Origin of the sequence: Paenibacillus caseinilyticus (assembly GCF_027533645.1) — a bacterium.
In the GTDB taxonomy this organism is placed as follows: domain Bacteria; phylum Bacillota; class Bacilli; order Paenibacillales; family NBRC-103111; genus Paenibacillus_G; species Paenibacillus_G caseinilyticus.
In genome coordinates this window covers 1-13,370 of the sequence record NZ_JAQAGY010000038.1, presented here as the reverse complement: position 1 = coordinate 13,370, position 13,370 = coordinate 1, and the positions used below count along the sequence as shown (strand labels likewise).

Below are 13,370 nucleotides of genomic sequence, written 5' to 3'. Positions count from 1 at the left end.
GAGCACGGCTAAAAGCGGATGCGGCAAACGTGAGGTCGTTGTCTGCTGACTCCGTGTCAGCGTGCAGCATGCGGCAGTGTACCGAAGAACCGTGCCCGCCCGCCTTCGCAAACCGCAGCGGGCGGAGCTCGCCTGCCCCTTTGCTGCCTGAGCCCAGACTGGCGTTCCCCACGCACCAAGGCGCTCCAGCCAAGCTTGGAGCGCCTCTTTTGTTATGTCGCTTCCTGCTCTCCTTGGGCGTGCAGCCTTCTGTACTCGCTCGGGGAGCTCCCCGTCCACCGCTTGAACTGGCGGCTGAAGTGGGCGATGTCCTTATACCCGAGCACGGAGGAGATCTGCTCGATGGAGAGAAGGGAGTTCGACAGGAGCATCTTCGCTTCCTGGAGCACGAGCTCCGACAGATACATCCGGGGGGCGGTCCCGTACACCTGCCGGAAGACGCGGGAGCAGTGGGACGTGCTGATCCCGAGCTCCGCAGCGATGTCGTCGATGCCATAGTGGCGCTCGAGCGGGATGCCCTGCTTGAAGTGCTGGCTGGCCAGTCCCTGCAGGCGGCTGCGGATCTGATGGGCGAGCTCGACCTTCACGTACGAGCCGGAGAGCGTATCGGCTTCCTGGGATACCGCTTCCCACAAGGCGCCGAACAGATCGAAGATCGCCGAATGCAGCCGCATCCGCTGGGCCATCGTCGCCGTGCCGGCCAGGCGGGTGATCGCGATCAGGCGGGCGAGCATAGGCTCGACCTGCCGGGTCAGCGCACTGTCCCGGAGGAACAGTGTCTGCTGCAGCCGGCCCAGCATGGACAAGAAGACCGGATCGTCGATGCTGAAGTGGATGCAGAAATACGTGAAGAGCTCACTGTTCGCGCTCCGGCTGGAATGCGCCTGCCCGGGACGAATCACCAGGAGATCCCCTGCATGTTGATGGAGCGGGACGCCCTCTACCTTCATAAGCTGCTCTCCTTCGAGGAGATAATTGATCTCGAATTGGGGATGCTCGTGCATCGGATAATCCCAGCTTCCGCTCACCTGGCGCAGGTGAATCCCGAACAGGTTGATCGTGGTATTGACATCGGGAAGAAGGACTTCTTCGAGGATGTGCCCGAGAGAGGGCGGAGGATACGAGCCGGCCATCGTTGTAAGCTCCTTTGCAGTATGCGGTATTTGCCATAGCGTGTGGTGTATGCGCTTACCATGCTTTCCATACAGTATAGCACGCCAGCTTGATTTGGGTAAATTACTGCGCGATTTGACAATGGTTCCGCCGAAGACGGCTGTGCTAGGATGAACGTAATCGTCCAGATCCGGCGAACCGGCGCAAGATCCGGCCATATTGAGGGAGGAACATAGCGATGTCGAATGCCAACCTGTTTTTTAACGCACAACATGCGCCGATCGGCGCTTTTGCCAGCTTTACCTTAGGATTTCGCGGCAAGAAGGGAGGGCTGGGCCTGGAGCTCGGCAAGCCAGCCGATGAGAATATCTATATCGGATTCCAGTCCCGAGGCGGGGAATATTACGAGGCGCTGCCCTTCTATGAAGAGGTAGAGGATGCAAGTGCCCGCTATGACGTCGAGAAGGCGGGAGAAAAGGGTAAAGTGACCGGCATTGTTTCTTTCGAGGAGAGCTCGGTCAAGAGGGAGTTCAAGACCGGCACGGATACATGGCAGGCGGGCGATCTGAAGTTCCGCGTATACTCGCCGGTCCGCTCCCTGCCTGAGCCGGGGAAGGCGGACCCTGTACTCCTGAAGGAAGCGATCGTGCCTGCCGTCTTCGCCGAGCTGACGCTCGACAATACGCAGGGCACCACCGCACGCCGCGGCTTTTTCGGCTATGAGGGAAGCGACCCCTACAGCGCGATGCGCCGTCTCGACGAGCCGGTGCAGGGCGGGCTCACCGGGGTCGGACAGGGCCGTTCCACGGCGATTGTCACCCGGGACGAAGGGGTGGTCAGCGCGCTCGGCTTCTCGCTGGAGCGCATTCTCGAGACCACGCTGCCGCACAATTACGCTTTCGGGCTCGGCGGAACCGGCGCACTGCTCATGGAGGTGCCCCCCGGGGAGAAGCGCACCTACCGCTTCGCGGTCTGCTTCTACCGCGGCGGACTAGTGACGTCGGGGATCGACGCGTCCTACTACTATACGCGTTACTTCCACTCTATTGAGGAAGTAGCCGGGTATGCGCTGGACCGGTTCCCCGAGCTGACGGCCTCCTGCGCCGCCGCCGATGATTGGATCGGAGCGGAGCAGCTGTCCGGCGATCAGCGGTTCATGCTCGACCATGCGATCCACAGCTACTACGGCAGCACCCAGCTGCTGGATGCCGCGGGCGAAGCGATCTGGGTCGTCAACGAGGGCGAGTACCGGATGATGAACACGCTGGATCTAACGGCGGACCAGCTGTATTACGAGCTTATCATGAATCCTTGGACGGTGCGCAACGAGCTCGAGCTGTTCGTGAAACGGTACAGCTACGAGGACAAGGTGCGCTTCCCGGGCGACAAGGCGGAATATCCGGGCGGCCTTACGTTCACTCACGATATGGGTGTGGCCAACGTGTTCTCCCGCCCGCAGTATTCCGCTTACGAGCTGGCCGGCATCAGCGACTGCTTCTCCTACATGAGCCACGAGGAGCTCGTCAACTGGCTGGTCTGCGCGCTCGTCTATATCGAGCAGACGCAGGACCGCGAGTTCACGTCGAAGCAGCTTCCGGTGATTAAGCAGTGCTTCGAGAGCATGCTGAACCGGGACCATCCCGAAGCGGAGAAGAGGAACGGCTTGATGGGACTCGACAGCACCCGCACGCAGGGCGGCGCGGAGATCTCGACCTATGACAGCCTGGACGTGTCGCTCGGCCAGTCGCGCAATAACATCTACCTGGCCGGCAAGTGCTGGGCGGTCTATGTAGGCCTCGAGAAGCTGTTCGCCAGCGAAGGGCTTGGCGAGCTCTCCCGGGAATCCGGGCTGCAGGCGGAGCGCTGCGCTTCGACGATCGCCGCCCAGCTGACGGAGCAGGGCTATATTCCGGCCGTCATCGGCGAGAATAACGACTCCCGGATCATTCCGGCGATCGAAGGCCTGGTGTTCCCGTACTTCACGGGCTGCGGGGAAGCGCTGGATCCGGAGGGCCGCTTCGGGCCCTACATCCAGGCGCTCACGAAGCACCTGGAGACCGTGCTCGCGCCGGGCGTCTGCCTGTTCGAGGACGGGGCTTGGAAGCTGTCGTCGACGAGCAACAACTCCTGGCTCAGCAAGATTTACCTGTGCCAGTTCATTGCGAGAACGATCCTCGGCGTCTCCTGGGATGAGCGCGGGGCGGAGGCCGACGCGGCACACGTGAATTGGCTGCTCCATCCGCAGCTGTCCTACTGGTGCTGGAGCGACCAGATTCTGTCCGGCGAGATTATCGGCAGCAAATATTATCCGCGCGGCGTCACGGCCATTCTATGGCTGTTCGAACATAAAGGCAACCGGCTGATCCCATTGACCGCAGCAGAGGGAGTAGGACAATGAACGCAAACGGTACCGGAGGGCAGGCTGCGGGATATGACGCGTGGCTAGGAACCCAAGCGGCAGCGGGGAATCAGGGCATCGATCAAGCCGGGGCATGGTTCGGCACGGTCACCGTGACGGATCAGCATGAAGTGACCGGAACGGCTTCTGCGGAATGGTGCAGAGCTGTAGAGGGCCTGTACGGCATCAATCCGTCCGTCCTGCAGGCAGGCGGGGAGGGGACGTCCGGCGGCGTGCTGCTCGGCACGTTCGGCAGCAGCGCCCAGCTGGACGAAGCCTTCGGCCCGGCCGCGGCTTCCGTGACGGGGCCCGAAGGCTTCGCCATCCGGGCCGACCGGGAGCGGCGCCGGATCGCCGTAGGCGCCAAGACGCCTGCCGGCGTGCTCTACGGCGTGTTCCACCTGCTGCGGCTCCTCCGCACCGGGGCATCGCCGGAGGAGTTGAATGTGGCGGAGAATCCGGCGGGCGGGCTCCGGATGATCAACCAGTGGGACAACATGGACGGCAGTATCGAACGCGGCTATGCCGGCAGGTCCATTTTCTATGATAACAACCGGATCACGGAGAACCTCGACCGTATCCGCGATTATGCCCGGCTGCTGGCTTCGACGGGAATCAATGCGATCACGGTCAACAACGTGAACGTGCACCGGCACGAAACGAAGCTGCTCACGCAGGAGTACCTGCCGGATGTCGCCAAGCTGGCGGCGGTCTTCCGCGCTTACGCGATCAAGCTGTTCCTGAGCATCAACTATGCGAGCCCGCTGGAGATCGGCGGACTGTCCACTGCGGATCCGCTCGACCCCGGCGTGCGCGCCTGGTGGAGGAGCACGGCGGCCGACGTGTACGCCGCCATTCCGGACTTCGGCGGCTTCCTGGTCAAAGCCGACTCCGAGAACCGTCCCGGCCCGTTCACGTACGGACGCGATCATGCCGACGGATCTAACATGCTGGCGGAGGCCCTGCAGCCTTATGGCGGCATCATGATCTGGCGCTGTTTCGTGTATAACTGCAAGCAGGATTGGCGCGACCGCCAGACGGACCGGGCCCGGGCGGCTTACGACCACTTCAAGCCGCTGGACGGACGGTTCCTGGACAATGTCATCCTGCAGATCAAGAACGGCCCGATGGACTTCCAGGTGCGGGAGCCCGTATCCCCGCTCTTCGGCGGGCTTGCGGCGACCAATCAGGTCATTGAATTCCAGATTACCCAGGAATACACGGGGCAGCAGCGCCATCTCTGCTACCTGGTGCCGCAGTGGAAGGAAGTGCTCGATTTCGATACCTATGCGCTGGGTGAGGGTTCCACAGTGAGGCGGATCGTGGACGGCACGCTGTTCGGCAGCCGCCACAGCGGCTTCGCGGCCGTCTCTAATATCGGCGGCGACGCGAACTGGACCGGGCACCTGCTGGCGCAGGCGAACCTGTACGGCTTCGGCCGGCTGGCCTGGAACCCCGGGCTGTCCGCCGAGGACATTGCCGGGGAATGGATCCGGCTTACGTTCGGCTCCGATGAGCGGGTGGTCCGCACCGTGATGGGCATGCTTATGGATTCCTGGAGCATCTATGAATCGTATACGGCGCCGCTCGGCGTAGGCTGGATGGTCAATCCGGATCACCATTACGGGCCGAATGTGGACGGCTACGAGTATTCGAAGTGGGGTACGTATCATTTTGCCGACTGCCATGGGATCGGTGTAGACCGCACCGTGGCCTCGGGAACAGGGTATACCGCGCAGTACAAGGGAAGCCATGCTGCGGTCTACGAATCGCTGGCCGACTGCCCGGACGAGCTGCTGCTGTTCTTCCACCATGTGCCATATACGCACAAGCTGCATTCAGGCAGAACCGTCATTCAGCATATTTACGATACGCATTTTGAAGGTGTGGAGCGGGCGGACCACCTGAAAGAAGCTTGGGCAGGCCTCGCCGGGGCCATCCCGGAGGGACTGCACGCGCAGGTGGCCGAGCGTCTCTCGCATCAGGCGGAGCATGCCCGGGAGTGGCGGGACATCATCAATACGTACTTCTACCGCAAGAGCGGCATCGCGGACGAGCAGGGGCGCACGATCCATTAACAGCAGGCGTTGAAGAGCGGGACCGGCAGACAATGACGCTCCGCTAAGCAATACGGCGAACGTATAGACCGGAGTTTTGTTACCCTGCTGGAATCCCCGTAGGCAAGACACGAACGCATGGTGGATGGAGAGGATGGAGCCAGCTTCCCCTCCTACTCGATTTCGCCGGCGATTCGGTGTAGAATATAAAAATATATTGCCATCACAAACGGGAAGTAAGAGGTATCAGCCAAACTCATGAAATCGATCGTCTTATCGACGCTTAACGCGAAGTACATTCACACGTCGCTGGCCCTGCGCTATTTGAAATCGTTCAGCGAGAAGGATTTTCCGGGCATCCGCATTGCCGAGTACACGATTAAGGATCCTGCGATGAATATCGTCATGGACCTGTATCAGAAGCAGCCGGATGTGGTGGGCTTCTCCTGTTATATATGGAATATCGAAGAGACGATCGTCGTCGTCTCGATGCTCAAGAAGATTATGCCGGAGGTCACGATCGTGCTCGGCGGCCCGGAGGTTTCTTACGACACCGAGTACTGGATGAACCGGATTCCGGAAGTGGACTTTATCGTGGTCGGCGAAGGGGAAGAGACCTTCCATCACCTGCTGACGGAGCTGTCGGAGAGCCGGGCCTTCTACAGCGTATTCGGCACGGCGTACCGGAAGGAAGGGAGGGTGATCGTCAACCCTCCCCGTCCGAAGCTGGCCTTGGATGCGATCCCCACGCCGCACCGCTTCCCGGAGGACGTGCCGACCTTGGCCAACCGCGTCGTCTATTTTGAAACGAGCCGGGGCTGTCCGTTCTCATGCCAATTCTGTCTCTCCTCCATCGAGGTAGGCGTCCGGTACTTCGATATCGAGCGGACGAAGAGCGACCTGCTGTACTTGATCGATTCGGGGGCGAAGCTGATCAAGTTCGTGGACCGCACGTTCAATATCAAGCGGGACTATGCCCTGGATATGTTCCAATTCCTCATCGAGAATCACCGCGGCTGCGTCTTTCAATTCGAGATTACAGCGGATATCATGCGTCCCGAGGTGCTGGACTATCTCGCTGAGCATGCGCCGCCAGGCATCTTCCGCTTCGAGATCGGCGTCCAGTCGACGAACGACCTGACGAACTCCCTCGTCAAGCGCCGCCAGAACTTCTCGAAGCTGACGCGGACGGTGACCAAGGTTAAGGAGAGCGGACTCATCGACCAGCATCTCGACCTCATCGCCGGACTGCCTGAAGAGGACTACGATTCGTTCCGCAAAACGTTCAATGACGTGTTCGACCTTGGCCCCGAAGAGCTGCAGCTTGGCTTCCTAAAGATGCTGCGGGGGACGGGCATGCGGCACGATGCGGAGAAATACGGCTACATCTATATGGATCATGCCCCGTATGAGATTCTCGGCAACGATATCCTGCCGTTCTCCGATCTCGTCCGGATCAAGCGGGTGGAGGATGTTCTGGAGAAATACTGGAATGCCCACCGGATGGATTACACGGTACGCTATCTGATCCGCCGCGAGTTCGCGTCTGCCTTCGATTTCTTCCAGGAGTTCGGAGACTACTGGGAGACGCGCGGCTGGCAAAAGATCGGCCACCAGCTCGAGGATCTCTTCACCAGGCTTCAAGCCTTCCTGAAGGACCGGGGGACGCGGGAGCAGCAAGTCATCGAAGGGCTGATGAAGCTCGACTATTACGGCAACCATAAGTACAAGCCGCGCAAAATCTGGTGGGAGTTCTCCCTGGACAAAGCGAGACAGGCAGAGCTGTACCGGCTGCTCGCCGAACGGCCGGGGTTGGTGTCCGGGACGTTCGCGGAGCTGCGGATCAGCGAGAAGGATCTGCACAAGCACGTTATGGTCGAAGTGCTTCCTTTCCGGCTGGAGACGTATCTGCAGACCGGAGAGACGGACACGGCCGAGCAGCTCCTCATCGTCTATTTCCCGCCGGATACATCGCAAGGCGTGCAGTACTTTACGATGGATATGCAGGAGACGCTAGCTTAGTAGATGCACACTTGATCGGGGACGGGGTTCTTAGCCCCATGAATGATCGGCCACCCCAACCATTCACTGCCTGTATGCTTTGGCATGTCAAATACCCCATCGCTTCCGCGCAATCGGCGGTTCGATGGGGTATTTGCTGTATGCTGCTCAGTCAGGGCAGGGAGGGCAGCCCTGTCCTAGGGCAGATAGCTGCGTAGAACGGTCAGCTGGCCTTCGAAGGAATAATCGCCGAGGTTGGCAGGAAGGAGGTAGCATTCGCCCGGTTTCAGCGAGAGCTCGCCGTCAGCCCAGCGAAGCTTGCCTGTCCCTTCGCATACGATATGAATGACGAAGCTCTCCGGCGTGGTCTGCAGGCTCCATGAGCCATCGACCCGGCCTTTTTCCGTTACGAAGAAAGGAGACTTCGCCAAAGTCAGCCATTCGCCGGAGGAAGCGAGGTCGGTCTTCATATAGGTGGAGCCGGCATTCTCATAAGCGATGACATTCAGGGAATCTTCGATATGCAGCTCGCGCGGATTGCCGTCCAATCCGAGGCGGTCATAATCGTACAAACGGTAGGTGCTGTCGGAGTTCTGCTGGATTTCGGCCACGAGGACACCTGCGCCGAGAGCGTGGACCGTACCGGAAGGAATATAGAAGGAGTCGCCGGCTTCGACGGTAATTTCATTGAGGGCATCCATGATTCGGTGTTCTTCGATGGCCGCTGCGAGGGATTCGCGGGTAACGCCGTCTTTCAGGCCGTAGATGATTTTGGCGCCGGGTTTCGCATCCAGGATGTACCACATTTCGGTTTTGCCGAGCTCGCCTTCGGGCAGCCGGTCATAGTGATCGTTCGGGTGCACTTGGACGGACAAGTCATCCTGGCAGTCGAGCAGTTTGATCAGCAGCGGGAAGCGTCCGTTTTTCTCCGAGAAGCCTTTGCTTCCGAACAAGGTTGCGCCGTATTGCTCGCGGATCTCATCGAGACCGAGGCCGGCAAGCTCGCCGTTGACTACTTTGGTCGTACCGTTCGGATGATCGCCGATCATCCAGCCTTCGCCGATCGGGCCGTCCGGCAGCTGGTGTCCGAACTGCTCTAAGGCGCGGCCGCCCCATACGCGTTCTTTGAATTCAGGTTGACATTGCAGCGGATATGGCTTCATTTATTCCACTCTCCTGGTCTATTGGGTGATGTCCTGCCGTGAAGATGAGGCAGGCCCCCATGTTTTTCTAATCTGCATTATATCAACCCCTGCCGGGGTTGGCTATAGGATAGAAGCCGTAATGATAGAGGCGGGCGATTCCTGCCCGTATGGCAGACCCGCCAGGAAGGCTTCTGGATACCCCAAGATAAACGGCTTCGCCGTCCTTTCAAAGGACGATGCGCGTTTATAAAAACTATAAGATGACAGGATTGAATTTCTTATAATTCCAAAAGAACCGTATCCCCGGTGTGGTCATGACCACACCGGGGATACGGTTCTACTGGCTAGTTGCGTTTCTCGATGGCAATGACATAGGGAGGGGTGTTCACCTGATTGATGAAGCGGTATTGCAGAACCTGATACTCCCGCTGGGGCAGCGCGGCGGCCCAGCGTTCCACAGCCTCGGCCTCTTCAAGGCCGCCGGGATGCCCTGTATACAGCACGGCGGTGATGATCCCGCCGCGGCGCAACAGCCGGGCCGCGGCCGCCAGTGCCTCGAGCGTAGTCTCGGGCAGCGTCACGGTCGCATGATCGTCTCCGGGCAGGTAGCCGAGGTTGAACATGGCGGCCGCGAGTCCGTCCGTCATCTCGGGCAGCGCCTGGTCCATCTCGCCGTGGCTCCGCAGGTGGAGATGCACCCGCTGTTCCAGCTCCGGCAGTTCCTTGCGCAGCCGCTGTGCCGTCTGTTCGATGGCACGCGGCTGGATATCGAAAGCGTGGACGGAGCCTTCGGAACCGACGAGCCGGGCCAGGAAGACCGTATCATTGCCGTTGCCCGCGGTGGCATCGACGGCCGTATCGCGAGGGCGTACCCGCTCCTCCACGAGCTTATGGGCAAAACTAAGTATCGAAAGAAATCCCAAACCAGGCAAGCCTCCTTCTAGTTGGCGGTGGGGGGCTCCATCAGCTCCCCGGTCGGCACCTCGATCACCGCATCGCCGGTAGGCGCCGTCGCACCGGGGCCGGAGGCAGGCTGATCGGTCTGCCCCGGCGAGGGCGGTGCCGCCGGCTGCTTCGGCGGGGCCGGCGGCGTGGGGGCTACGACCGGCGCCTTGGGCGCGGCCGGCTGCTTCGTCCCGCCGCTGCTGCTCTTGCTGCCCGCAGCACCCGAGCCGCTGCCGACACCTGAGCTGGTGCCAGCACCCGCGCCGGTACCGGAGCTGGTGCCGGCACCAGCTCCGCGCCCCGCGCCCGCTCCGCTGCCCGAGCTTCCCTTGCCTTCAGCCTTGCCGGTGGCGGCTTCACCACCGCCCGAGCTGCTGCCGGCGTCTGACCCGTTCCCGGTAGCAGGGCTCCCGCCCGTTACGCCTTCGGTACCGCCATTCGCCGCTGTTCCTGTACCGCTGCTTTCCCCGCCTCTTGCGCCTGAAGCCGCCGTTCCGCCTGTCCCGGCGGGCTCCGAAGCGTTACTGCCGCCCGTCTCCCCAGTCTGCGGGGCGGCCGGCGGCGTCTCTTCCGCGGAGGGGGCCTTCGGCGACTGACCTTTGCTGCAGGCAGGCGCTGCCAGCAGGGCGGCCGCGAGCAGCCAATGCATCGTTTTCATCCTGTTTCCTCCTCCGCGTGTCCGGTCTAGTTTACAAGACTGTCCTTACGGACAGCTTTCGGACAGCTTTCCCCCGGCATGTTACCCTGCCGGATGCCATTTCTTGCCCTGCCATGTATTGCGCCGGCGGAGTTCCTCATCGAAGCTGTTGAGCACTTCCCATTTCTTGAGGCTCCACATCGGGCCGATGAGCAGATCGCGGGGCGCATCGCCGGTTAACCGGTGTACGATCATTTCAGGCGGCAGTAGTTCGAGCGTATCGACCACAAGGTTCACATACTCGTCCTTCTCCAGGAAGCGGAGCAGGCCGGCATCATACTGTTTCACCATCGGCGTCTTGCGCATGAGATGCAGCAGATGAATCTTGATGCCCTGCACATCCATGGCGGCTACGGCACGGCCGGTGTCCAGCATCATCTCGTGCGTTTCCTGCGGAAGGCCGTAGATGATATGAGCACATACCCGGATGCCGCGGGCCCGCAGCTTCGCGACGGCCTCCAGGTAACAATCGGTATCGTGGGCCCGGTTGATGAGCGTAGAGGTGGATTCATGCACGGTCTGCAGGCCCATCTCCACCCAGAGGTAGGTCCGCTCGTTCAATTCGGCCAAATAATCCACGACATCGTCCGGCAGACAATCGGGCCGAGTCGCTATAGACAGACCGACCACGCCAGGCTGGGCTAGAATCGCTTCATAATATTCCCGAAGCTCCTGGGCGGGAGCGTAAGTGTTCGTATAGGCTTGGAAGTATCCGATATACTTCGCTTCGGGCCATTTGAGATGCTGCAGATCACGGATCTTATTAAACTGCGTCACCAGATCGTCGCGGCGGGAGCCCGCAAAGTCGCCGGATCCCCGGGCGCTGCAGAAGGTGCAGCCGCCTGTTGCAATCTTGCCGTCGCGGTTCGGACAGGTAAAGCCGGCATCAAGCATCACTTTAAAAACCTTGGTGCCGAAGTTTTCGCGCATTTCATAATTCCATGTATGAAAACGTTTGTCTCCCCAAATCCGTTCGGGGGGCGTTATCGTTCTTTCCATAAAGAATACTCCTTTGCAGGCCGGGGCCATCCTGATCGTTCTCTTCTTATTCTACCGAAAAATGGCCGTAAAAGCGAACCTTCCCTTGACAACATACACCTGTAGCCCCGCCGGATAAGAAGATAGCGGGGGGCCCATGCTATGGTGGCAAGGCGGCAACACCAATCCAGCTTGAGAAGGGAGATTACACATCACATGAACAAGTTCGGTAAAACGGTGGTTGCACTGGCGTTGACGGCGTCGATCGGGTTTAGCGCAGAAGCTCTGGCGTCGACTACGACGGGCACAGGTACGGGTACAACGTCGACTTACGGTACGGGTACAACGGGCACTGGCACGGGTACCGGCATGTCGTCGACCTATGGTACCGGTACGACGGGTACGGGAACTACGGGTACCGGTACGACTGGAACGTACGGTACGGGCACAGGTACTTCCGGAGCCTACGGCACAGGTACGGGTACGGGCACCACTACCGGGACGACAACCGGCACGGGGAACAATCACCGCGGCGGTCTGCTGGACCGGATGAATACGAATACCAACGCCAACGACCGTACGGGCTATGGCTACGGCGGTAACTACGGTACGAACTCGTACCGTGCGAAGGCGGCAGACACCAAAGATAATGATATGGACTGGGGCTGGCTCGGTCTGCTGGGTCTTCTCGGCCTTGCCGGCATGCGCAACAAGAATCAGAACCAGCAGCAACAGCGCTAAGCAGCACCTTTTCAGACCCTAGGTGAGGTGAACCGCCATGAACAACTCCCGGATACCGAACGGCGAGCAGCGGATCATGGTTGAGCTTTCCGTCAAGGAAGCCATGGCCCTGGCATCGGGCGTTCATTTTCATGCCCAGCCGCAGATCGCGGCGGATGCCCGCAAGAGAGTGCGTTCCAAGCTGGAGACTTACCTCCTTCCCAAGGCCGATACACTTGCTTATCATCAGCTGATTGAAGTCTAGCCGTCCGCCTTGTACGGGTGAAGACCGTTCCCTCTGCCGCCCTGCGGTACGGACCGGTCTTTTCATTCTTCCATATAGAGAGTATAATCGAGCCATATCAAGAGCATCTGGAGGAGCAGTTCAATGCGGTTAAGAGGACGTAAGGGAATCAAGGAAGCACTGGAAGCCCAGCCGGAGCTGGTAGTGTTGGAGCCGGAAGCCTATAAAGGAAGATGGTCCGAGGTGTTCGGCAACGACCGGCCGATTCACGTGGAGTTCGGGATGGGCAAGGGGCGGTTTATCTCCCAGCTCAGCGCCTTGAATCCCCATATCAATTACATAGGCGTAGATATGTATGACGAGCTGATCCGCCGGGGCAGCGAGAAGGCAAGAGAATCCCGTGAGGAGCATGGCGGCGACCTCAGCAACCTGAGGCTCGTCCGATTCAATATAGAGCATATCGAGAAGATGTTCGAGCCTGGAGAAATCGAGCGCATTTATCTCAATTTCAGCGATCCTTGGCCGAAGAAGCGCCATGCCAGACGGCGTCTCACCCATGCGGGGTTTGTCGGCAAGTATCAAGTGATCCTGAACGATCTGGGGGAAATCCATTTCAAGACGGATTCACGGTCATTATTCGAATTCTCGCTGAACTCCTTCTCGGATATGGGGCTCCGGCTGCGCAATATATCTCTTGATCTTCATGCGGACGAGCTCCGGACCGACCTCGTGATGACAGAATACGAGACGAAATTCTCCGGCAAAGGGATGCCGATCTTCCGTTTGGAGGCCGTGATTGGCAGCCGCGCGCTGGAGATGCATCTGGAGAAGCTGCAGCAGCGGGACCGGGAAGAAGCGGAAGCCCTGTCGCAGGAAGAGCCTGAAGAAGATACCGAAGCGTAAGCCTTCCGGGCACGCGGCTGTCATACGAAGACCCCCAACCTGGCCGGGAGGCCACTGAAAAAGTCCGTCCTATAAAAAAGCACAGCACTTCAAGAAAATTGAAGTGGCTGTGCTTTTTTTGACGTATAATTGAGTCATCACGAAAAGTGGGTGAGACGGATGATCCAAC

11 protein-coding genes are annotated in these 13,370 nt (G+C 59.8%); 6 read left to right on the top strand and 5 right to left on the bottom strand.

Annotated elements, in window-relative coordinates; genetic code table 11:
- Positions 1 to 212 precede the first annotated feature (212 nt).
- Complete coding sequence (locus O9H32_RS31485) at positions 213 to 1,133, bottom strand: helix-turn-helix domain-containing protein (RefSeq protein ID WP_269870050.1); 921 nt, start codon at positions 1,131 to 1,133, stop codon at positions 213 to 215.
- A gap of 218 nt (positions 1,134 to 1,351) precedes the next feature.
- On the opposite strand from O9H32_RS31485, the gene O9H32_RS31480 reads away from it, so the two are divergent.
- The 3 genes from O9H32_RS31480 to O9H32_RS31470 all read left to right on the top strand — a co-directional run bounded on the left by O9H32_RS31480 (position 1,352) and on the right by O9H32_RS31470 (position 7,590).
- On the top strand, positions 1,352 to 3,511 hold the full coding sequence (locus O9H32_RS31480; protein ID WP_269870049.1) for a glycoside hydrolase family 52 protein: 2,160 nt from the start codon (positions 1,352 to 1,354) through the stop codon (positions 3,509 to 3,511).
- On the top strand, positions 3,508 to 5,589 hold the full coding sequence (locus tag O9H32_RS31475) for an alpha-glucuronidase family glycosyl hydrolase (protein ID WP_269870048.1): 2,082 nt from the start codon (positions 3,508 to 3,510) through the stop codon (positions 5,587 to 5,589). Before O9H32_RS31480 ends, O9H32_RS31475 begins: the two co-directional genes overlap by 4 nt.
- A gap of 237 nt (positions 5,590 to 5,826) precedes the next feature.
- Positions 5,827 to 7,590 carry a B12-binding domain-containing radical SAM protein gene (locus O9H32_RS31470; RefSeq protein WP_269870047.1) on the top strand — a complete coding sequence of 588 codons (1,764 nt, stop codon included), beginning with the start codon at positions 5,827 to 5,829 and terminating at the stop codon, positions 7,588 to 7,590.
- Positions 7,591 to 7,766: 176 nt separating this feature from the next.
- On the opposite strand, the gene O9H32_RS31465 is transcribed toward O9H32_RS31470, so the two are convergent.
- From O9H32_RS31465 to O9H32_RS31450, 4 genes are all read right to left on the bottom strand, one after another.
- Positions 7,767 to 8,732: a type I phosphomannose isomerase catalytic subunit gene (locus O9H32_RS31465; protein WP_269870046.1), complete on the bottom strand. Its 966-nt coding sequence runs from the start codon at positions 8,730 to 8,732 to the stop codon at positions 7,767 to 7,769.
- Positions 8,733 to 9,058: 326 nt separating this feature from the next.
- Complete coding sequence (locus O9H32_RS31460) at positions 9,059 to 9,637, bottom strand: class I SAM-dependent methyltransferase (RefSeq protein WP_269870045.1); 579 nt, start codon at positions 9,635 to 9,637, stop codon at positions 9,059 to 9,061.
- Between the two features lie 17 nt (positions 9,638 to 9,654).
- A complete protein-coding gene (locus O9H32_RS31455) occupies positions 9,655 to 10,317 on the bottom strand; it encodes a hypothetical protein (protein WP_269870044.1) in 663 nt (220 codons plus the stop codon).
- Between the two features lie 81 nt (positions 10,318 to 10,398).
- Entirely contained in the window at positions 10,399 to 11,355 is a 957-nt protein-coding gene (locus O9H32_RS31450; RefSeq protein WP_269870043.1) for a TIGR01212 family radical SAM protein, read from the bottom strand.
- Positions 11,356 to 11,550: 195 nt separating this feature from the next.
- Between O9H32_RS31450 and O9H32_RS31445 the strand changes: the two genes are divergently transcribed.
- From O9H32_RS31445 to trmB, 3 genes are all read left to right on the top strand, one after another.
- Entirely contained in the window at positions 11,551 to 12,075 is a 525-nt protein-coding gene (locus O9H32_RS31445; protein WP_269870042.1) for a WGxxGxxG family protein, read from the top strand.
- A 37-nt stretch (positions 12,076 to 12,112) separates the two neighbouring features.
- Positions 12,113 to 12,319, top strand: a complete 207-nt coding sequence (locus tag O9H32_RS31440) for a hypothetical protein (RefSeq protein WP_269870041.1) — start codon at positions 12,113 to 12,115, stop codon at positions 12,317 to 12,319.
- 123 nt (positions 12,320 to 12,442) lie between these two features.
- The gene (gene trmB / locus O9H32_RS31435) at positions 12,443 to 13,201 is read left to right on the top strand and encodes a tRNA (guanosine(46)-N7)-methyltransferase TrmB (protein ID WP_269870040.1); all 759 of its coding nucleotides are present in this window, start codon (positions 12,443 to 12,445) and stop codon (positions 13,199 to 13,201) included.
- Positions 13,202 to 13,370 lie beyond the last annotated feature (169 nt).

Excerpts from the sequence above, each read along its gene's own strand:
- O9H32_RS31485 (WP_269870050.1), bottom strand. The coding sequence starts at position 1,133 with ATGGCCGGCTCGTATCCTCCGCCCTCTCTCGGGCACATCCTCGAAGAA.
- O9H32_RS31480 (WP_269870049.1), top strand. The coding sequence starts at position 1,352 with ATGTCGAATGCCAACCTGTTTTTTAACGCACAACATGCGCCGATCGGC.
- O9H32_RS31475 (WP_269870048.1), top strand. The coding sequence starts at position 3,508 with ATGAACGCAAACGGTACCGGAGGGCAGGCTGCGGGATATGACGCGTGG.
- O9H32_RS31470 (WP_269870047.1), top strand. The coding sequence starts at position 5,827 with ATGAAATCGATCGTCTTATCGACGCTTAACGCGAAGTACATTCACACG.
- O9H32_RS31465 (WP_269870046.1), bottom strand. The coding sequence starts at position 8,732 with ATGAAGCCATATCCGCTGCAATGTCAACCTGAATTCAAAGAACGCGTA.
- O9H32_RS31455 (WP_269870044.1), bottom strand. The coding sequence starts at position 10,317 with ATGAAAACGATGCATTGGCTGCTCGCGGCCGCCCTGCTGGCAGCGCCT.
- O9H32_RS31450 (WP_269870043.1), bottom strand. The coding sequence starts at position 11,355 with ATGGAAAGAACGATAACGCCCCCCGAACGGATTTGGGGAGACAAACGT.
- O9H32_RS31445 (WP_269870042.1), top strand. The coding sequence starts at position 11,551 with ATGAACAAGTTCGGTAAAACGGTGGTTGCACTGGCGTTGACGGCGTCG.
- O9H32_RS31440 (WP_269870041.1), top strand. The coding sequence starts at position 12,113 with ATGAACAACTCCCGGATACCGAACGGCGAGCAGCGGATCATGGTTGAG.
- trmB (WP_269870040.1), top strand. The coding sequence starts at position 12,443 with ATGCGGTTAAGAGGACGTAAGGGAATCAAGGAAGCACTGGAAGCCCAG.